This window comes from Bradyrhizobium archetypum (assembly GCF_013114835.1).
In the GTDB taxonomy this organism is placed as follows: Bacteria; Pseudomonadota; Alphaproteobacteria; order Rhizobiales; family Xanthobacteraceae; genus Bradyrhizobium; species Bradyrhizobium archetypum.
In genome coordinates, this window is the sequence record NZ_JAAVLW010000001.1 from 357,679 (window position 1) to 376,013 (window position 18,335).

Annotated in this window: 22 protein-coding genes; 10 read left to right on the top strand and 12 right to left on the bottom strand. The window is 62.5% G+C overall.

Annotated elements, in window-relative coordinates:
• Window positions 1-222 precede the first annotated feature (222 nt).
• The 3 genes from HCN50_RS01570 (at window position 223) to HCN50_RS01580 (ending at window position 1,825) form a co-directional block, all read left to right on the top strand.
• Entirely contained in the window at window positions 223-801 is a 579-nt protein-coding gene (locus HCN50_RS01570) for a hypothetical protein (RefSeq protein ID WP_171707848.1), read from the top strand.
• A gap of 41 nt (window positions 802-842) precedes the next feature.
• Window positions 843-1,400 carry an inner membrane-spanning protein YciB gene (locus HCN50_RS01575; RefSeq protein ID WP_171707849.1) on the top strand — a complete coding sequence of 186 codons (558 nt, stop codon included), beginning with the start codon at window positions 843-845 and terminating at the stop codon, window positions 1,398-1,400.
• 128 nt (window positions 1,401-1,528) lie between these two features.
• Window positions 1,529-1,825, top strand: coding sequence for a hypothetical protein (locus HCN50_RS01580; protein WP_171707850.1), 297 nt, complete (start codon window positions 1,529-1,531; stop codon window positions 1,823-1,825).
• Window positions 1,826-1,837: 12 nt separating this feature from the next.
• Here HCN50_RS01580 and HCN50_RS01585 read toward each other — a convergent pair whose 3' ends face one another.
• On the bottom strand, window positions 1,838-2,512 hold the full coding sequence (locus HCN50_RS01585) for a DUF429 domain-containing protein (RefSeq protein WP_171707851.1): 675 nt from the start codon (window positions 2,510-2,512) through the stop codon (window positions 1,838-1,840).
• Window positions 2,509-4,161: a fumarate hydratase gene (locus HCN50_RS01590; protein ID WP_171707852.1), complete on the bottom strand. Its 1,653-nt coding sequence runs from the start codon at window positions 4,159-4,161 to the stop codon at window positions 2,509-2,511. Before HCN50_RS01590 ends, HCN50_RS01585 begins: the two co-directional genes overlap by 4 nt.
• Window positions 4,162-4,375: 214 nt before the next feature.
• Between HCN50_RS01590 and HCN50_RS01595 the strand changes: the two genes are divergently transcribed.
• From HCN50_RS01595 to HCN50_RS01610, 4 genes are all read left to right on the top strand, one after another.
• Complete coding sequence (locus tag HCN50_RS01595) at window positions 4,376-4,903, top strand: hypothetical protein (RefSeq protein WP_171707853.1); 528 nt, start codon at window positions 4,376-4,378, stop codon at window positions 4,901-4,903.
• Between the two features lie 83 nt (window positions 4,904-4,986).
• Window positions 4,987-5,463, top strand: a complete 477-nt coding sequence (locus HCN50_RS01600; RefSeq protein WP_171707854.1) for a hypothetical protein — start codon at window positions 4,987-4,989, stop codon at window positions 5,461-5,463.
• Between the two features lie 156 nt (window positions 5,464-5,619).
• Entirely contained in the window at window positions 5,620-5,805 is a 186-nt protein-coding gene (locus HCN50_RS01605; RefSeq protein WP_171707855.1) for a hypothetical protein, read from the top strand.
• Between the two features lie 324 nt (window positions 5,806-6,129).
• Window positions 6,130-6,489: a GFA family protein gene (locus HCN50_RS01610; RefSeq protein ID WP_171707856.1), complete on the top strand. Its 360-nt coding sequence runs from the start codon at window positions 6,130-6,132 to the stop codon at window positions 6,487-6,489.
• 114 nt (window positions 6,490-6,603) lie between these two features.
• Here HCN50_RS01610 and HCN50_RS01615 read toward each other — a convergent pair whose 3' ends face one another.
• Entirely contained in the window at window positions 6,604-7,311 is a 708-nt protein-coding gene (locus HCN50_RS01615; protein WP_171707857.1) for a glutathione S-transferase, read from the bottom strand.
• 79 nt (window positions 7,312-7,390) lie between these two features.
• Here HCN50_RS01615 and HCN50_RS01620 point away from each other — a divergent pair, with 79 nt between their 5' ends.
• Window positions 7,391-7,591: a hypothetical protein gene (locus HCN50_RS01620; protein ID WP_171707858.1), complete on the top strand. Its 201-nt coding sequence runs from the start codon at window positions 7,391-7,393 to the stop codon at window positions 7,589-7,591.
• Here HCN50_RS01620 and HCN50_RS01625 read toward each other — a convergent pair.
• The 9 genes from HCN50_RS01625 to flgB all read right to left on the bottom strand — a co-directional run bounded on the left by HCN50_RS01625 (window position 7,570) and on the right by flgB (window position 15,910).
• Entirely contained in the window at window positions 7,570-8,214 is a 645-nt protein-coding gene (locus HCN50_RS01625) for a lectin (protein ID WP_376700249.1), read from the bottom strand. The two genes, HCN50_RS01620 and HCN50_RS01625, sit on opposite strands and share 22 nt — an antisense overlap.
• A gap of 343 nt (window positions 8,215-8,557) precedes the next feature.
• The gene (locus tag HCN50_RS01630) at window positions 8,558-9,547 is read right to left on the bottom strand and encodes a Tim44 domain-containing protein (protein ID WP_171707860.1); all 990 of its coding nucleotides are present in this window, start codon (window positions 9,545-9,547) and stop codon (window positions 8,558-8,560) included.
• A gap of 143 nt (window positions 9,548-9,690) precedes the next feature.
• Complete coding sequence (gene cckA / locus HCN50_RS01635; protein WP_171707861.1) at window positions 9,691-12,255, bottom strand: cell cycle histidine kinase CckA; 2,565 nt, start codon at window positions 12,253-12,255, stop codon at window positions 9,691-9,693.
• 154 nt (window positions 12,256-12,409) lie between these two features.
• Complete coding sequence (gene flhB / locus HCN50_RS01640) at window positions 12,410-13,477, bottom strand: flagellar biosynthesis protein FlhB (protein WP_171707862.1); 1,068 nt, start codon at window positions 13,475-13,477, stop codon at window positions 12,410-12,412.
• 68 nt (window positions 13,478-13,545) lie between these two features.
• Complete coding sequence (gene fliR, locus HCN50_RS01645) at window positions 13,546-14,316, bottom strand: flagellar biosynthetic protein FliR (protein WP_171707863.1); 771 nt, start codon at window positions 14,314-14,316, stop codon at window positions 13,546-13,548.
• 14 nt (window positions 14,317-14,330) lie between these two features.
• Window positions 14,331-14,594, bottom strand: coding sequence for a flagellar biosynthesis protein FliQ (fliQ, locus tag HCN50_RS01650; RefSeq protein WP_057860162.1), 264 nt, complete (start codon window positions 14,592-14,594; stop codon window positions 14,331-14,333).
• Between the two features lie 124 nt (window positions 14,595-14,718).
• Entirely contained in the window at window positions 14,719-15,030 is a 312-nt protein-coding gene (fliE, locus tag HCN50_RS01655; protein WP_171707864.1) for a flagellar hook-basal body complex protein FliE, read from the bottom strand.
• Window positions 15,031-15,046: 16 nt separating this feature from the next.
• Window positions 15,047-15,472, bottom strand: coding sequence for a flagellar basal body rod protein FlgC (gene flgC, locus HCN50_RS01660; protein ID WP_171707865.1), 426 nt, complete (start codon window positions 15,470-15,472; stop codon window positions 15,047-15,049).
• Window positions 15,473-15,499: 27 nt separating this feature from the next.
• Complete coding sequence (gene flgB / locus HCN50_RS01665; RefSeq protein WP_171707866.1) at window positions 15,500-15,910, bottom strand: flagellar basal body rod protein FlgB; 411 nt, start codon at window positions 15,908-15,910, stop codon at window positions 15,500-15,502.
• 432 nt (window positions 15,911-16,342) lie between these two features.
• On the opposite strand from flgB, the gene HCN50_RS01670 reads away from it, so the two are divergent.
• Window positions 16,343-17,359: a flagellar biosynthetic protein FliO gene (locus tag HCN50_RS01670; protein ID WP_171707867.1), complete on the top strand. Its 1,017-nt coding sequence runs from the start codon at window positions 16,343-16,345 to the stop codon at window positions 17,357-17,359.
• Window positions 17,356-18,111, top strand: a complete 756-nt coding sequence (fliP, locus tag HCN50_RS01675) for a flagellar type III secretion system pore protein FliP (protein WP_171707868.1) — start codon at window positions 17,356-17,358, stop codon at window positions 18,109-18,111. The genes HCN50_RS01670 and fliP overlap by 4 nt, the downstream gene beginning before the upstream one ends.
• Window positions 18,112-18,335: the final 224 nt, after the last annotated feature.

Genomic DNA, 18,335 nt, shown 5'->3' on the forward strand with positions numbered 1-18,335 from the left:
CAGGCCCGGAATTTCGGAATTCTCAGACGCCGCCACGGTTCGATGCTGGCGCATCGCCCCGGAATGACGCTGTGAAGCATGAGCTTCAGCATCAACACATTGATCCATAAGCCGATTTAACTACACTCATCTGATTTTGACACTGTAAAGATTTGTCTTGACGAAGCCGATACACAGCCTTAGGCTATCTTTACGCTGTAAAGATTAGTCCGAGAGGCTATCATGACCATCTTTCTGATCCTCGCCCCCTTTGGCTCGTTCGCCCTGCTGATGTTGGTGACGTCGGCCGAGATCAGCCTCTTCGCAGCGGCAGCGATCTGTCTTGCCATCATCAGCATCGACGTCTATCGCGGCCGCGCGATCAAGCTGCTTGGCGCGGGCTCTGCGGTCATGTTCACCGCACTCGGGGCCTACGTCGCATTGGTCGATCCGAGCCTCAGCCATTCAGCCGTCAAGCTGATCGTCGACGCTGGCGTGCTCGCAATCTCGCTGGTCTCGCTGATCATCCGCAAGCCGTTTGTCCTGCAATATGCGCTTGAGGAGGTGGATGCCGACACGGTCAGGCAGCCCGGCTTTCTGAAGGCGGTCTATCTGATCACCTGGGCCTGGAATGCCGCGTTTGTGCTGATGATCATCGGCAACGTGCTGACGATCTACGTGCCGGGCTTGCCGATCTGGTCAGGACTTGTGATCGCGTTCGCCGCCCGCAACAGTGCCGCCTACTTCACGACATGGTATCCGCAATATCGCAAGGCGAAGTATGGTACACCGCCTGCGAACGCCCTTCCCGGCACCCACTGAGCCCGACTTCCACCGCAACACGATCAGCAGAGAGCAAAACGATGAGGGATGTATTCGCCAGACTGGGCGCCGACTTTTTCTCCACCATCGTTTTCATCGCGATCTATCTCGCGACCGACAACGTCCTGCTGGCAACCGGCGTGGCGATCGCAGGCGCAATAGGTCAGGTGATCTACTCTCGCATCAAGGGCAAGCAGCTCGGCTACATGACATGGGCCAGCCTCGCCCTTGTCATCGTGCTCGGCAGCGCGACGCTCCTCACCCACGATCCGCGCTTCGTGCTGGCGAAACCTGCTATCGGACATTTCGCGATCGGCCTCATCATGCTCAAGCGTGGCTGGATGCTGCGCTACATGCCTCCGCTCGTAACCCAGACCATTCCCGAGTATGTCACCTTCGCCGGCTATGCCTGGGCCGTGCTGTGTTTCGTACTCGCCGCCGGCACTATCGGCGTCGCGATGACCGGCGACATGAAGCTGTGGACGTTCTATGTGACCGTCGTGCTGGTCGGCGCCAAGATTGCGGCCTTTGCAATTCAATACATCGCGTTTCGTATCTTGGTCGGCGGCCGCATTCGCGCTGCCGCCCAACGCGCCTAAAGGAATGCGCGTCAAAACGACGCTTGAGACGGTTGGGCTTGTGCGGCGAGATAGGCTATACCGCCAATCGAATTTAGCGGTTCTCGCAAGCCATCCCGGTTTGCCGGGAAAATATCGGAGAGACAGCAATGGCCGTGGACGGAAACTGGAATATCACCATGAGCACGCCGATGGGCGAGCGCAAGGCGACGCTGTCGCTGAAGAGCACGGGCAGCACGCTGACGGGCACGCAAGGCGCGGACGGCAATTCCGGTGAAATCTTTGACGGCACCGTTAACGGCGACGACGTCGCCTGGAAGATCTCCATCACCAATCCGATGCCGCTGACCCTTGCCTTCACCGGCAAGGTTTCCGGCGACAGCATGTCCGGCGAAATGGGCATCGGCCCGATGGGCAGCTTCCCGTTCACGGGTTCGCGGGCCTGAGTCCCGCATCGCTTAGAACCAAATCTGCATGGGCAAGCCGTGCGCATCAAAGGGCGGCGATCCCTCGGGAACGCTGCCCGAAGGGTCATGCGCGGCGAGAGCTGCAGCACAGGCGTCCAAGACATCATCCGCCTTCGCGCCAATACCTATGCGGATGTGCGTAAGCCACCGTTCGATATCTTCGAAGCCTTCCCGCTTCAGTAGCTTTTGGCGCAACAGGATTCCAGCTTCGGATTTCTTTGACTGCAGCGGTTCACCGCCGTTCAGTCGCTGAAACACAAGTTCGGGATGGGTTTCACGAATGTCGAGAGATCGATTTGCGCGGACAAAGGCATCGACCTGCATGATCTTGGAGCCGAGATGCCAGAGCTGGCGAGACACCCGCTTCTGTCCACGCCGCAGCGCCTCATCATTCGCTCTGTCCGGGTGATCGAATTCTTCCCACAGCCACCGCCGCGCTCCGTCAAAGACACGGCAAGTATGCGGTCGCAATTTCTCGCGAGCCAACAAATCGCAGCCTCGTCGGCCATCGTCGCCCATGCCGATTGGGATGTCGATCGCTATCCGGTCGAATGGAGCAGATAGCGCATCGGCAATGTCGCAATGGAAGCTAATCTTGCGCTGGCCGTCGGCCAACGAAACGGCGACCCAACCCTTGCAGAATCCGTCGAGGCCGAGCGCCCTCACCCCAGATTCAATTCCTTGAAGAAGTCGTTGCCCTTGTCGTCGATGATGATGAAGGCCGGGAAATCCACCACTTCGATGCGCCAGATCGCTTCCATGCCTAGTTCGGGATATTCGACGACCTCGACTTTCTTGATGCAGTGCTCGGCGAGGTTCGCCGCCGCACCGCCAATCGAGCCGAGATAGAAGCCGCCATGCTTCTTGCAGGCCTCGCGCACCGCAACCGCGCGGTTGCCCTTGGCGACCATCACCATCGATCCGCCGGCCGCCTGGAACTGGTCGACGAAGGAATCCATGCGCCCCGCAGTGGTCGGGCCGAACGCGCCGGAGGCGTAACCATCCGGCGTCTTGGCGGGACCGGCGTAATACACCGGGTGGTTCTTGAAATAATCCGGCAGCGGCTCGCCCTTCTCCAGCCGCTCGCGCAATTTGGCGTGGGCGGAATCGCGCGCCACGATCATGGTGCCGGTCATCGAGACGCGCGTCTTGATCGGATATTTCGACAGCGTCGCCAGGATTTCCTTCATCGGCTTGTCGAGGTCGATCTTGACGACCTCGCCGCCAAGCGACTGCTCGACCGCCGGCAGATATTGCGCCGGATTATGCTCGAGCTCTTCGAGATAGACGCCGTCCTTGGTGATCTTGCCGAGCACCTGGCGGTCCGCCGAGCAGGACACGCCGAGCCCGATCGGGAGTGAGGCGCCGTGACGCGGCATCCGGATCACGCGCACGTCGTGGCAGAAGTACTTGCCGCCGAACTGCGCGCCGACGCCAAGCGATTGCGTCATCTTGAGGATTTCCTGCTCCATCTCGAGATCGCGAAACGCGTTGCCGTCGGCCGAGCCGTGGGTCGGCAGTGCGTCGAGATAACGGGCGGATGCGAGCTTCACCGTCTTCATGCACAACTCGGCCGAGGTGCCGCCGATGACGATGGCCAGATGATATGGCGGGCACGCCGCGGTGCCGAGGGTCAGCACCTTCTCCTTCAGGAACGCCAGCAGGCGGTCTTTGGTCAACACCGAGGGCGTCGCCTGGAACAGAAAGCTCTTGTTGGCGGAGCCGCCGCCCTTGGCCATGAACATGAACTTGTAGGCGTCGTCACCTTCGGCGTAGATCTCGCACTGCGCCGGCATGTTGTTGGCGGTGTTCTTTTCCTCGTACATCGACAGCGGCGCCACCTGCGAATAACGCAGGTTACGGCGCAAATAGGCGTCGCGCGCGCCCTCCGAGAGCGCCGCCTCGTCGTCGCCGTCGGTGATGACGTTGCAGCCCTTCTTGCCCATGATGATCGCGGTGCCGGTATCCTGGCACATCGGCAGCACGCCGCCGGCGGCAATGTTGGCGTTCTTCAGGAAGTCGAAGGCGACAAACTTGTCGTTGTCGCTGGCCTCCTTGTCTTCCAGGATCGCGCGGAGCTGCCTGAGATGGCCCGGCCGCAGATAGTGGTTGATGTCGCCGAAGGCGGCTTCCGATAGCGCCCGCAACGCGTCACGTGACACCACCAGCATGTCCTTGCCGAGCACCTTCTCGACCCGCACGCCCTCGGTCGAAATCTTCTTGTAGGGCGTGGTGTCGGGCCCCAGCGGAAACAGCGGCGTATGCTTGTAGGGCGGCACGGGCTTCTGGTCAGGGAAAGCAGTCGGGGCATTCATGTCGAAATCTCGGGTTGGAGCCGGCGGCGGCCGGAACGGCACCGCGGAGATAGACCCGTTCTAAGCATTTTTCGACCAAAAGGAAGGTTTTGCTTGCCAGCCAGACGCGGCTGAAACCGGCGATTGCCGTGCCCAATCGGCGATTGAACCAGTGCGGGTCATCTTCAGACAAACCCGAGATTTCCGTTTTTCCCCGAACAGACCAGCGATTGTAATGTCCGCCACCACGGTGCCCGACGCAGCCCCTGCCCCGACCCGCTCGCCACGGCTGCTCGGGCTTTATTTGCTCCTGATCATAATCGCCGCGATCGAAGCTTTCGACGGGCTCTCGCACGCGCCGATCCTGTTCGGCGACATGTCACAAATTCCAGGCCCTGGAGTCGGCGGTGCGATCATCAAGACGTACATTGCAAGCCATCCGGTACTGGCGCTGGCGGCGCTGGGGTTTGCAACCACCGGAAGGCTGCGTTACGCCGTCCTCGCGCTTGGCGCGCTCGGGCTCATGACCTGGCTGAATTTCATGCCCTCGGTGGTGCGGCACGGCTTGGATTTCCATGGGGTCTCCGCCTTCGAGACGCCGGTCCGGATCATCGCGTTTCCGCTGATGGCCGCCTGCGCCATCGCACTTGCCGCACGCGGCGAGCGGCTGGGTCTGGCCACCATGCTGGTCAGCATTCCAACGCTGTATGGCGTGGCCTCGGTGATCGCCTTCGGGATCGGCATTTTCCTCTACGGGTTCTGACACTCGCAAGATCGGATTGACTTCCGCGCGCGCTCCTTGCAGGAAATCCGCGCGGGCTTCAATGGTGCATGGGGGCATTCATAATGGCTTTGGGACCACATCTTCGACGATCAACCTTGCTTGCCGCGGCGCTGGCGCTGGCCGCCACGGCCGCTGCATCGCCGGCACACGCCGACCGTTGCGAGGATATCGCCAAGGAGTTGAAGAACCAGATCGACGGCCTCAAGATCAGCGTCAACACCGGCAATATGATCTATCTGACGCATCCGGCGGCGAAGGAGCTGTCGCTCGGCTGCCGCGGCCGCAACTATTCCAACGAGCTTTACGCCAAGACCGATCGCAAGCCGAAGCCGCAATTCTTCGAACTGATCGCATCGGCCGGCGCCATCATCTTCACGATCCCGAAGCCGGACGTTGCGACCGGCTCCTCGCGCTGCATCAAGCGCATGGGCATTTTCCGCGGCGACAGAGTTTCGATGCGCTTTCGCCGCCTCAACATGGAATGCACGCGCACCAAGACCGAGGCCTCGATCGTGGTGACCCGCGGCAAGGACGAATAGCGCCAATCTCCCGATCCATCGCATTTGAACGATTCCGCGAGCCGTCCGTTCACCATTGGGCGGAATTGACGACATCGATGCGGGATTGCCGCGCCGTATTCACCAATCGTTCGTTCAGCCCGGCCAGTGTCGGAGGCAACCAATAGGATGCTTCCGATGAATGTCTCTGCTGTCCCCGCAATGGTGGTAGTCAAGGCGCCCGAAGCCCCCGTGTTCAAGGCACCCGATAAGACCCTCGACGTTCAGAACGGCGCGGCCGCCGACGGCACCCGCACGCCGAAGCCGACGCTAGTGGCTCCCCTGCCGCCGGGTCAGGGGACGCGGATCGACCAGTTGGCCTGATCTCACAGCGCGCCCTCGCTGTCATCGCCCGCCAACGAAGTCGCGCGAATGCGCGACTGATGACAGGCCCGCAGGCGATCCAGGTATTCCAGAGACGTTCGTGATTGAGCCGAGAAGGCGCGGCGCACTGGATAACCGCCTTCGCGGGTATGACGAGCCTTGGCAACTGGCACCTCGCCTCAACGCCGCAAGCTTGCCGAAAAAATCCGTGGTAATATCGCGCGTGCGGCAATGGAACCCGCGTATGATCGCCAAGCTTTGCGCGCGTGTGCGCTATCGTCTGGTACCTGGAATCTGGTGGGACAATAAAGAAGGCGGATTACGATGTCCGAAAGCAAGACCTACACCGGCGGCTGCCATTGCGGCCAGGTGCGCTTCGAGTGCACCACCGATCTCGCGATGGTCACCGCCTGCAATTGCTCGATCTGCACCAAGAAGGGGCTGCACTTCACCTTCCTCGATCCGAAGAGCTTTCACCTGCGTGCCGGCGAGGAGAATTTGAAGGAATACCTTTTCAACAAGCACGCGATTCACCATCAGCTTTGCGTCGATTGCGGCGTCGACGTCTTCGCACGCGGCAAGAAACCCGATGGCAGTGAAGTGGTGGCGCTGAACGTGAGCTGCATCGACGGCATCGAGCTGTCGAAGCTGACGATGACACCCATCGATGGGCGGAGTTTGTGACGGCGGAGCGGTCATTCCGGATGGTCCGTAAGAACAGACCTCAGGTGCGCAATTGCGCAGCTGGGGAATCTCGAGATTCCGGATTCGCGCTACGCGCGCTCCGGAATGACACGGCTAGGCATCGAGCGCCTTGTACCTCCGGAAAATCCCCTCCTCGTTGAAAGGAATCCTTCGATCGCTTGCCAGATATGCCTTGATGTTCGGCCGCGCCGCGACGCGGTCGCGCAGCTCGAGCAGGCCGGGAACTTTGCGCTCGAAGGCCTTCATGCGTTTCGGGAAAGCGTAGCGCAGTCCCTCGATGATCTGGAACAGCGACAGGTCGACATAAGTCAGGCGACGGCCGGTGACGTAAGTCCCGCCATTGGCCTTCAGCAGTTCTTCAAAATAGTCCAGATATTTCGGCACGCGCGATTTCCAGAAATCCTCGGTCCGTTTCTTCGCCGGCGCCTTCTGGTCTTCGTAATAGAGCGAAGGCCCGAGCGGGTGATGGGTGTCGTGAATTTCGACCACCAGATCGGCGATCGTGAGCTGCAACTGATGCACCCACAACTTGCCAGCCTCCGACTTCGGCGCCAGCCCGTGGCGCGATCCCAGATAAAGCAGAATGTTGGCGGTCTGCCCGATCACGAGCTTTCCGTCCTTAAGAAACGGCGGCGCGAACGGCGGCGTTCCCTTCCCTGCGTTCATCATTCGCATCATCGTAGCCATGCCGTTGCCGCGGCGCGCCACGTCGGCGTAGCGTGCGCCCGCCTCTTCGAGCGCGAGGCGGATATATTCGCCGCGGCCCTGTATCATCGGCCAGTAATAGAGCTCGTAAGGCATCGATCACACCTCCGCTGCCGGTTCGATTGCCATAACAAACCATCCCGCGGTCCGTTCGTCACGCGCTTCGGCGCGATCAATGCGCAAAGAAGAAGGCCGCCTGGCGGCGGCCTCGATCGCGAAATTTGGCAACGGCATCAGGGCGAGCGAAGCGAAGCAATCCATATCGCGGCATGCCGGACAGATGGATTGCTTCGTCGCTTCGCTTCTCGCAATAACGGACTCAACTATTGCCGCTTCCCAGATTTATCAGGGCAATCAGTTCGCCGCGAAGCAATAGAACAGACCGTCACCCCCGGTGCTCTTCAGGTCAGCCTGCGAGCAGCCGCCATCCGGGCCGCGCGAGGGGTGCGAAGAATTCCAGGACTTCGAGGCGTCGTCGTCGCGCAGGCCCATGCGGTCGGAATGACCGACCATCGCCGCACCTTGCGTCGAGCTCGTCCAGTTCTTGCAAGTGCGATCCTCGCCGGCTGCGAACGCGGTGCCGTCCGCTTGCGATCCGGTCAGCACGTCATGGCGATTGGGCGTATCGCCGCGGCCGTTGATGACCTCACCCTTCTCGCTGAGCGCAGTCTGCTTGGTGAGGCCGTTGGCGCCGTGCAATTCGCCGACGTCCTTGGCGACCACCGCGCCTTTCGCATTCTTCCACGGCCCCTTGCCGATGCGATCGCGTGCATTGACGGCAGGCTGACCGTCGGCCGCTTGCGTCGAGAGGTAGGCGCGCCAGGTCTTGCCGCCCGCTCCGGCCGCCTGCGCCAACGTCTGGCAGTGATTGTCAGCGCCGGCGAGACCGCCGAGATTGCCGCCATTACCGATGCCGTTGCTGGTCACGAAGAAGCTGGTATCGGCGGATTGCGCTCGTGCGGGCGCTGCTGAGACGACTGACATGACGGCAACCATCATGCAGGCCGGCGTGACGATCCTCGCAAGATTCTTCATCTGGTTTCTCCCTGTGCGTTTTTGTTCGTTGTCATCAACCCGATGCGACAGCCATTATTCCGATCGCGGTGACCTCATCGTGAAATCAATAGACGAAGAACTCTCGTGTCGCGGACGCGGCGCGGCACGGAGTGACGCGACGCAGAGCCGGGATCCAAACCCCGCAAGGTCCCGCTCTGCGGCGCAGCGTACCGGACGATGCTCCGCATCGCCGAGAGAACGCTGCACCCGTTCGCGACCCGTGCCGCCCAAAGAAAAAGGCGCCGCGGAACAAGCCGCAGCGCCTTTGTCGCCTTTGTGAAGGCGATTAGCTGGTCTGCTGGATCGCCGAGAGTTCCCAATCGCCGCCGCGCCGGCGGGCAAAGGTCCAGACTTCGGTGACTTCGACCGGCGTCTCGCTGCCCGCGACCAGACGGCCGGTGGTGCGCTCCAGGGTCTTGTCGACCAGCGAGAACCGCATCGCCACGCTGGCGTAGTCGGTTTCGCCATCGCGCCAGGCTTCCGCGAGGTCGCCCTGCAGCAGCTTGACGTCGGACACCTTGTTGATGTCGTTGCGCGCCTTGTTCTCCTCGAGATCCTTGGAGAAATAGGACACCATCTCGGGCGTGGCCAGCGTATGAAGCTTTGCGACGTCCTCGTTCGACCATGCCGCCTGGATCTCGCCAAGCAGCCGCTCGAAGGCTTCGTAGTCAGCCGGCTGGATTTCCAGCGGCGGCTGGCTCGAGCCGAGCCCAAAGCCGCCCAGTCCGGAGCGGAAGCTGGTCTGGGCGCCGGGGCCTTCGGCAGGCCCGCCCGCATAGGCTGAAGCCGGCGTATGGCGGCGCTGCCACCACGACATCGCCAGCCGCACCACGATCACGATCAGGGCGATCTGCAGCAAGAGACCAATGATCGACGACAGGCCGCCGAGACCGGAGAACAATCCGCCGCCGAACAGCATACCGAGCAGGCCGGCACCGAGGAAGCCCGCGGCGAGGCCGCCGAGCATGCCCATGCCGGGCCGGTTGAAGAAGCCGCCCTTATTGGCCGCGGCCGGCGCGCCCGCTGCAGGGGTGCCAGGCTGGGTAAAGGTGCGGTTCATGGGTTGCGCCGTGCCCGGCGCGGTGGTCGTGCTCGGGGGCGCCGAATAGGTCCGCGATCCCCGCGAACCGGAGCTGCCGCCGCCGCCAACGCGGGCATCGGCCGCTTCGATTGTGATCGCCAGTGGAACCGCCACCGACAGGACGATGGCCATGGACCGTACAATTCCGCGCGCAGTCTGCGTGAAATTCATATCTTTTTCCTCATTCCCCTCCATGGGGAAGTGCCCCTAAGATGGGCACCGCCAGCCAAAAGTGAAGCAAATACCGGGAACGGCGGCTGCGGCCCTCAGTCGCGGGGATGTGACGATTTGGCCGTCAACTCCGCATTCACCATGCGCCGCAGCTTTCGGCCAGGATTTCATGAGGCCGTCATCGTCTCCTTGACCTTCTCGACCAGCGCGGCGAGCGCGAACGGCTTAGGCAGGAAGGCGAACTGTTCGTTCTCCGGCAGGCTCTTGTCGAAGGCCTCCTCGGCATAGCCGGAGACAAAGATGATCTTGAGGTTCGGGTTCCGTTTGCGCATTTCGCGCAGCATCGTCGGGCCGTCCATTTCCGGCATGACCACGTCGGAGACGACAAGATCGACGGCGCCGTCCTTTTCGTCGAGCGCTTCCATCGCCTCGATTCCGTTGGAGGCCTCGATCACGCTGTAGCCGCGCGAACGAAGTCCGCGTGCGTTCAGCGAACGCAAGCCATCCTCGTCTTCCACCAGCAGGATGGTGCCCTGCCCGGTCAGATCGGGCCGCGGCTTCGGCTGCTCGGCCGTCCCTTCCTTGGCCGCACCGTTGGTTGCCTGCGCTTCCGGCTGTGCTTCCAGTTCGGGCCGATGACGCGGCAGGAAGATGCGGAAAGTGGTGCCTTCGCCGGGCGTGGAGTCGACATAGATGAAGCCGCCGGTCTGCTTGACGATGCCGTACACCGTAGAGAGGCCAAGGCCGGTGCCCTTGCCGACCTCCTTGGTCGAAAAGAACGGCTCGAAGATCTTGTCGACGATGTCGGCCGGGATTCCGGTGCCGGTATCGGAAATGTCGATCCGCACGTAGTCGGCCGCCGGCATGCCCTTGTGCGAGAGCTGCGCGGCTTCATCCGCCGCGACATTAGCGGTTCTCACCGTCAGCTTGCCGCCATCGGGCATCGCGTCGCGGGCGTTGACTGCGAGATTGACGACCACCTGCTCAAACTGCGAGACGTCGACCTTCACCGGCCAGAGGTCGCGGCCATGCACGAGATCGAGCTTGACCTTCTCGCCGATCAGGCGGCGCAGCAGCATGGTGAGGTCGGAAAGCGCGTCGCCGAGGTCGAGCACCTGCGGCCGCAGCGTCTGGCGGCGCGAGAACGCAAGCAGTTGCCGCACCAGCGTCGCGGCGCGGGTCGCATTCTGCTTGATCTGCATGATGTCCTGGAACGACGGATCGGTCGGCTTGTGCGCGTTCAACAGGAAATCGTTCGCCATCATGATGGCGGACAGCACGTTGTTGAAGTCGTGCGCGATGCCGCCGGCCAGTTGGCCGACCATGTCCATCTTCTGCGACTGGTTGATCTGGTTTTCCAGCGTGCGCCGCTCGGTGGTCTCGAGCAGATAGACAATGGCGGCTTCGGTGTCGCGCTCGTCCTCCTCGACCGCGGTGACGAAGAACTGCCCCCAGCGTTCCTTGGCGCCGTCCAGCATGACTTCAACTGGCGCAATGTCGCCCTGCCCCTCGGCGGCCTGGTTGATCGCCGAGATCAGCAGGCTGCGGTCGCGCGCGTTCACGGTGCGGAAGATCGACTTGTTGGCTGCGCCGTCCGAGCCCAGACTTTGCGCGAGCTTGGCGAAGCGCGCATTGGCGCGCACCACCGTGCCGCCACGGTCTACCGTCGCAATCGCCATCGGCGTATGATCGAAGAACCGCATGAAGCGGACTTCGGCAGCGCGTTCGGGGTCGGAATGCTCGTCGCGGGTGCGGCTGATCACGAGCGTGCGCGACGAACCCGGCGATCCGTCGGCTCCGAAGGCGAGCTTGTGATAGAGCCGCACCGGCATGGTCTTGCCGCCGCGCATCCGCAGGTCGATGTCGAACACCTCGGTTTTGACCTCGCCCGGCACCGCCACGATCGACGTCAGGAGCGCAGCGCCGTCGCCGGAAACGATATCGGTAAGCCTCAGCCCGCCGGACCCGATCTCGGCGAGATCGTAATCGAGCCAGTTCGCCAGCGTGGCGTTGACATAGATGACGTCGCCGACCGGATTGACCGAGAAGAACCCGCATGGCGCATGGTCGAGATATTCGATCGCGTGCTGCAGCTCCCGGAACACGTCTTCCTGGCGCTCACGGTCCCGCGTGATGTCGGCGATCGACCACACCGCGTATTTTGCTTCGCGCTTGCTCTGGCCGAGCGGACGAACCCGCATCCGCAGCCAGCGGCCCTGGGCACCATCGGCACCCGCGATGCGGACCTCCTCCTGCTGCCGCTTGCCTTCACGCGCCGCCTTGAGCAGCCGGAACACGGCTTCGGAGACGTCCGGGTTGCCGATGAAGACGCGTTCGACGGGCCGCACGTCCTGGGGGCTCGCAGCGCCCGTCAGCGCCAGATAGGCCGCGTTGGAATAGACCACATGGCCCTTGGGATCGGTGACCGCCAGGCCGTCATAGGCGTGATCGGCGATGCGGCCCATCACCGGGTCGTCGGCGGCGCGGTCGGTGAAGCGGATGATACCGGCAGCGAAGGCAAACAGATTGAACAGGCCGACCATGGCCAAAAGCGCCAGCACGCCGAGGATATAGGGCTGTGCCTGGGCGCGGCCGATGGTCATCAGCGCCACCGCGACCGCGATGATGCCGGCCGCCACCAGCAGTACCAGCACGATGCTACCGCCGCGCCGCGCCGGTTCATGAGCCGCAAAGCGCTCGGTCGGCGGATGGCTGTCAATTTCGACGGTCATAGAAAAGGCGCCGCCTTTCGGCATGGAAGGGGTGACGCGCCGGGTTGCGCGCCCCTCCTGAGTGCCTGAATCGGACCCGCAAGCGCAAGTCCATCAGGCAGCAATTTGACATATTGAAGGTATTTCAAGGGGATTTCTGGCTGTTCCCTCGCATTCACCGCCCGGAAAGCCCACTCTTCAGGCGCATGACGTAGCCGATGATCTCGGCGACCGCGTGATAGTGCTCGACCGGAATCTCCTCGTCGATATCGACGGTGGCATAGAGCGCACGCGCCAGCGGCACGTTCTCGACGATGGGAATGTCGTGCTTTTTGGCGATTTCCCTGATCTTGAAGGCGATGTTGTCGACCCCCTTGGCGACGCAGACGGGCGCCGCCATGCCGCGATCGTAGGACAGCGCCACCGAATAGTGGGTCGGGTTGGTGATGACCACGCTGGCATTGGGAACGGCGGCCATCATGCGTTTCTTCATCCGCTGGACCCGCAACTGGCGGATGCGGCCCTTGATGTGGGGATCGCCTTCCGACTGCTTGAACTCGTCCTTGATTTCCTGCAGCGACATCTTCTGCCGCTCGAACCATTGCCGGTACTGGAAGAAATAGTCGGCGATCGCGACCGCGGCCAGCATCGCTGCTACCGCGCCCATGAGCTGCAGCGTCAGATTGGTGGTGACCCCGAGGATCGCCGAGGGATCGAACATCAGGAATGATTCCAGCCGGTGTCGTTCGGGCCACAGCACCGCCATCATGACGGCACCGAGCGCGATCAGCTTGAATATTCCCTTGGCGAAATTCGCCACCGCCTGCTTGCCGAAGATACGTTTCAGCCCGGCGCCGGGAGAGACCTTGCTGAACTTCGGCTTCAGCGATTCCGACGACCACACCAGGCGATGCTGGATCATGTTGCCGGCGATCGCGGCGAGCGCCAGCATCAGCAGCGGCACGCCGATTGCGCCGAGAACGGCATAGCCGAGCGTGTTGCCGAGCGCGAGCAGTGCTGCGCCGTCGGTGCGAAGCTGGCCTGCATTGGCGATCAGGTTGCGCAATGGCGTCAGGATGCCGCCGCCGATCGATCCCGAGAATGTCGACAAGATCAGCGTGCCGCCCGCAATGATGAACCAGGTATTGACCTCCTGGCTCTTGGCGACGTCACCCTTGGCAAGCGCATCGTCGAGACGTTTTTGCGTAGGGTCTTCTGTTTTGTCGTCGCTATCGTCGGCCATCGCGGCACTCTAGTCTTTCTTTGAGCATGATCTTCGGAAACCCGGCACCCGCTTTTCCGGATCATGCTTCATTTCAGCGGCGTCAGCTCGTGCATTACGCCGATGAAGTAATTGAGATAAGTCGACATCATTCCGGTGAGAACGAGGGCGAAGATCAGGAAGCCCGCCATGATCGAGAGCGGCACGCCGACGAAATAGACCTGCATCGCCGGCATCAACCGCGCCAGCACGCCAAGCCCGATATTGAAGACGAGGCCGAATACCAGGAACGGCGCCGAGAGCTGCATGCCAATCTTGAAGGCGGTGGCGAAGGCGCGCGTGGCAAGCGCCGCCACATCGCCGCTCGGCATCAGTTCTCCCGGCGCGAAGATCCGGTAACTCTCATTCAGCGCGGCAATGACGAGGTGATGGGTGTCGGTGGCAAACAACAGCGTCATGCCTAGGATGGAGAGGAAGTTGCCGATCAGCACGCCCTGCTGCCCTTGCGTCGGATCGACAGCGGTGACGAAGCCGAGGCCGAGCTGCTGGGCGATCACCGAGCCCGCCACCGACAGCGCCGCCAGCGTGACGCGCGCGGTGGCGCCGAGCACGATGCCGATGGCGATCTCGTGCACCAGGAGCACGCCGAGCGCGGCCATCGACGTCAGGTCGACCTGGTAGGCGGTACGATGCAGCGGCAGGATAATCAGCGTCAGCAGCAGCGCGATCGCGAGCTTGATGCGGACCGGGATGTTGCTCTCGCCGAACCCCGGCAACAGCATCACCATCGCTCCCACGCGGGCAAACACCAGCATGAAGGTGGCGGCAAGGGCCGGCAGTAGCGATATGTCGACGCGCATTTATTCACAATGCATCAACCGCCTATGATTCGCGACGATATCCGCATCATGTGCCCGTGCAGCGAATCCGCCATGAACGGTAACGCGAGCAATAACGTAACGAAGATCGCGAGAATCTTCGGCACGAAGATCAGCGTCTGTTCCTGGATCTGGGTCAGCGCCTGGAACAGCGAAACGACGACGCCGACCACAAGACCAATCACCATCAAGGGCGACGAGACCACCACGATGGTCCAGATCGCATCGCGCGCCACGTCGAGGGTTTCAGCACCGGTCATTATTGTGTTCTCGCTTGCTTTCACTTGCACCGTCATTCCGGGGCGATACGAAGCATCGAACCCGGAATCTCGAGATCCCGGGTCTGGTCCTTCGGACCATCCCGGGATGACGCCCCAAGGGACGTCAGATCGGCATCTTCATGATGTCTTCATAGGACTGGATCACGCGGTCGCGCACCGACACCAGCGTGGAAACCGCGACATCGGTTTCGGCCACCGCGGTCACGACGTCCATGACATTGGCCTTGCCGGAGGTCATCGCCATGGTCTGGGCATCGGATTTCTTGCCGGCATCCAGCACACTTCCGACCGCGTCCTTGAGCAGCGCGCTGAAGGACGGGCCGCCGGCGGCCTGCTTGCCCTTCTCGGCGCCGCCGGATTCCATGATGCGCGAAAGCGCGGCGTAGGCATTTGCTGCAACGGTCGGTGACGCCATTTTCTATGGTTCCTGTTCAGGCCTTGAGGATGTCGAGCGTGCGTTGAATCATGCGCCGCGTGGCGCTGATGATGTTGAGGTTGGCTTCATAGGAGCGCTGCGCTTCGCGCATGTCGGTCATTTCGACCAGCGGATTGACGTTCGGATATTTGACGTTGCCGGCCGCGTCCGCCGCCGGATTGCTCGGCTCATGCTTGACGCGAAACGCCGACTGATCGGCTCTGACTTTGCCGAGCGTCACCACGCGCGCATCCATCGTGCGATCGAGCGCGGACGAAAATGTCGGCACCTTGCGGCGATAGGGATCGCCGCCCGCGGTCGGCGCCGTGGAATCCGCATTGGCGATGTTTTCCGAAATCACCCGCATCCGCCCCGCCTGTGCGCGCAGGCCGGAGGTCGCGATGCTCATCGAGCGGGCGAAATCGCTTCCATCATCTGCCATGATCTACTTTCTCCTAATCGCGGCGCGTCAGCGCTTTCCGATCGCGGTTTTGAGCAGGCCGAGGCTGCGGGTGTAGAGCGATGTGGCGGCTGCGTAGTCCATCTGGTTGGCCGAGACCTTCAGCATCTGGTCTTCCAGATTGACCGAATTGCCGGCAGGCTTGGTCAGGAAGCCGCTCCTGCCGCCGTCACCCCTGAAGCTCGGCGCGCCGCCGGACACGCCGATATGGGTGGCGCTGGTGCGCGTCATGGCGAGCGAGCCCATCGTGCCGCCGACGTCGGCGCCCTTGTTGTCGAACTTCGGCTCGACCAGGTCGCTCGGCCTGAAATTCGGGGTGTTGGCGTTGGACACATTTTCGGCGAGCACGCGCTGGCGCTCCTGGTGCCACTGCATCTTGGTGCGCAGCGCCGACAGGATCGGAAGATCGTTGATGGCCATCGAGCTGTTCCCCGTTAACCTCTGGCTGCGCCGCGAGGTAGGCAGAATTTGCCCGGTGTATGGTTAACGGCCGGTTAAAATCGCCCCGAAGCGGCCTCAGAGATGGCAAATGCCCGGCTGCGGCAACGAAACGAGCGCATTTTCGCCACGAAATCTGCGTTAACCAGCAGCAACCAACGCGGCTTGGGGCGCTCAGAAGTCGTTTTGGCTCAACCGATTCTTGGTCTATTAATTAACCGGACGGCGGCGCTCGCCGCGGGGAATTAAGGAATAAGGCTGATCTCGGGCGTGATTCGCGGCGGCGGATCGCTTCGGAGCATGGTCAGGGTGGCGGGAATCGTATTCCCGGGGAACATGCTCGGACAGGAAGACCTAGGACCGCACTCGTCGAAGCCAGCACCAAGAGAACGGCTCGTGGCCGGGGACTAAAGAATGCAGACACTGACATTCCTCTTCGCATTCATCGCCGTTCTGGCGCTGATCGGCGTGGCCGCATGGCTGGTTCGCCGCTTCGCCAATAACCGTCTCGGTGCCAACACTCAGCGCGGTCGGATGCCGCGGCTCGCCGTGATCGATGCCGCCGCCGTGGACGGCCGCCGGCGTCTCGTGCTGGTACGGCGCGACAATGTCGAACATCTCCTGATGATCGGTGGCCCGAGCGACATCGTGGTCGAACCCAACATCGTGCGCGCGATGCCCAACCGCGATCAGGTGGCGCCGCGCCCGGCGGTCGGCGAGCAGCCGCCGCGCATCGCACCGCTGCCCGATGTCGCCTGGAGCGAGGAAGCGGCAAGATCCGATTTGCGATCAGCCGACGCTTTCGATCATCCGGCCGAACCCCAAATCCCGGAGCTGCCGCCGCGCCCGGCGCGCCCTCCCTTCGCGGACGAAATCCGCCGGCCCGTGCCGCCGTCGATGCCGGAGCGCCGCAGCGACCCGTTGACGGGTTTTACGCCGGAATCGATCAGCGGCCGTCCCGAACCGGGCCCGCCGCGCCTCAGCCGCGGCGAACCGCTGATACCCCGGCCGCAGCGTGAGTTGACCAAGGCCCCGCCAGTCCGCGAGACGCCGCCGGTTCGCGAGGCGCCGCCTGTCCGTGAAGCGACGCCATTTCGGGAGGCGCTGCCGACCCGGGAGACGCCACCGGTTCGTGAGGCTCCAGCCCGGCTGCCGGAACGCGCCGCAGCGCCGCCCCCGCCTCCTCCATCGCCTCCAGCCCCCGCGCCATCAAGCGCCGACCAGAATCTCGCCGAGATGGCGCAGCGGCTGGAAGCCGCCCTGCGCCGGCCGGCCGAGCCCGTCGCGCCACCAGTTGCGCCGGAAACGCCGCCTGCGCGCACCTCCCGCAGTGAGCCCCCCGCTCCCACGCCCGCTCCGCAGAAGAGCGGCTTCGAAAATCTCGAAGACGAGATGGCGTCGTTGCTGGGCCGCCCGAAGAACCCTTCGTGAGGCCGGCGACTTCTCCGCGTAGAGTTTTATTTTTCTTAGTCCTGACCGCCGCCGGATCGCTTGCCGACCCGGCGCTGGCGCAGGACATCAGCATCAATCTCGGCCAGGGCGGCGGCGGCGTCACCGAGCGCGCAATCCAGTTGATCGCGCTGCTGACGGTGCTGTCGATCGCGCCCTCGATCCTGATCATGATGACGTCGTTTACGCGAATCGTCGTCGTGTTGTCGCTTCTGCGCACCGCTTTGGGCACCGCGACCGCCCCGCCCAACTCCGTGATCATTGCGCTCGCGATGTTCCTGACGGCGTTCGTGATGGGCCCCGTCCTGCAGCGGTCCTATGACGACGGCATCAAACCCCTGGTTGCGAACCAGATCGGGGTCGAGGAAGCACTACAAAAGGCTTCGGTGCCGCTGCGCGGTTTCATGCAGAAAAACGTTCGTGAAAAGGACCTGAAACTGTTCGTCGACCTCTCCGGCGAGCCGCCACCGGCAACCCCGGAAGACCTGTCGCTGCGGGTCCTGGTCCCGGCCTTCATGATTTCCGAACTGAAACGCGCCTTCGAGATCGGCTTCCTGCTGTTCCTCCCCTTCCTGATCATCGATCTCGTGGTCGCATCCGTCCTGATGTCGATGGGTATGATGATGCTGCCGCCCGTCGTCGTGTCCCTGCCGTTCAAGCTGATATTTTTTGTGCTGGTTGACGGCTGGTCGTTGGTCGCGGGCAGCCTCGTGCAGAGCTACGGCGGTAGCTAGGTGCCATTTCCGGCGGCTCCGCGCTCGAATAGGTCAATATTAGTTACGTATTTGCCGCGGAGTTTCCCGGTGAATTTAAGGTCAGATTAGTTCCTTCGTGCACAATGGATGCCAGTAAATTGATCTTCTAACAAACACATCACCGGGTCAGACGATGGCAGGCCAGCCGATCGGCGAGATGGACGTCGACTACGCAACGACGATTGCCGACCGGGCTATTCGGT

Bases quoted from the DNA above. Each gene is read 5' to 3' on its own strand.
- HCN50_RS01615 (WP_171707857.1), bottom strand. From the start codon at position 7,311: ATGCCTTACGAGCTCTATTACTGGCCGATGATACAGGGCCGCGGCGAA.
- flgC (WP_171707865.1), bottom strand. From the start codon at position 15,472: ATGGCAGATGATGGAAGCGATTTCGCCCGCTCGATGAGCATCGCGACC.
- HCN50_RS01610 (WP_171707856.1), top strand. From the start codon at position 6,130: ATGTCCGAAAGCAAGACCTACACCGGCGGCTGCCATTGCGGCCAGGTG.
- fliE (WP_171707864.1), bottom strand. From the start codon at position 15,030: ATGGCGTCACCGACCGTTGCAGCAAATGCCTACGCCGCGCTTTCGCGC.
- HCN50_RS01620 (WP_171707858.1), top strand. From the start codon at position 7,391: ATGCGCAAAGAAGAAGGCCGCCTGGCGGCGGCCTCGATCGCGAAATTT.
- HCN50_RS01575 (WP_171707849.1), top strand. From the start codon at position 843: ATGAGGGATGTATTCGCCAGACTGGGCGCCGACTTTTTCTCCACCATC.
- HCN50_RS01580 (WP_171707850.1), top strand. From the start codon at position 1,529: ATGGCCGTGGACGGAAACTGGAATATCACCATGAGCACGCCGATGGGC.
- cckA (WP_171707861.1), bottom strand. From the start codon at position 12,255: ATGACCGTCGAAATTGACAGCCATCCGCCGACCGAGCGCTTTGCGGCT.
- HCN50_RS01600 (WP_171707854.1), top strand. From the start codon at position 4,987: ATGGCTTTGGGACCACATCTTCGACGATCAACCTTGCTTGCCGCGGCG.
- HCN50_RS01630 (WP_171707860.1), bottom strand. From the start codon at position 9,547: ATGGAGGGGAATGAGGAAAAAGATATGAATTTCACGCAGACTGCGCGC.
- HCN50_RS01595 (WP_171707853.1), top strand. From the start codon at position 4,376: ATGTCCGCCACCACGGTGCCCGACGCAGCCCCTGCCCCGACCCGCTCG.
- flgB (WP_171707866.1), bottom strand. From the start codon at position 15,910: ATGGCCATCAACGATCTTCCGATCCTGTCGGCGCTGCGCACCAAGATG.
- HCN50_RS01670 (WP_171707867.1), top strand. From the start codon at position 16,343: ATGCAGACACTGACATTCCTCTTCGCATTCATCGCCGTTCTGGCGCTG.
- HCN50_RS01625 (WP_376700249.1), bottom strand. From the start codon at position 8,214: ATGATGGTTGCCGTCATGTCAGTCGTCTCAGCAGCGCCCGCACGAGCG.
- HCN50_RS01570 (WP_171707848.1), top strand. From the start codon at position 223: ATGACCATCTTTCTGATCCTCGCCCCCTTTGGCTCGTTCGCCCTGCTG.
- fliQ (WP_057860162.1), bottom strand. From the start codon at position 14,594: ATGACCGGTGCTGAAACCCTCGACGTGGCGCGCGATGCGATCTGGACC.
- HCN50_RS01605 (WP_171707855.1), top strand. From the start codon at position 5,620: ATGAATGTCTCTGCTGTCCCCGCAATGGTGGTAGTCAAGGCGCCCGAA.
- fliR (WP_171707863.1), bottom strand. From the start codon at position 14,316: ATGCGCGTCGACATATCGCTACTGCCGGCCCTTGCCGCCACCTTCATG.
- HCN50_RS01590 (WP_171707852.1), bottom strand. From the start codon at position 4,161: ATGAATGCCCCGACTGCTTTCCCTGACCAGAAGCCCGTGCCGCCCTAC.
- flhB (WP_171707862.1), bottom strand. From the start codon at position 13,477: ATGGCCGACGATAGCGACGACAAAACAGAAGACCCTACGCAAAAACGT.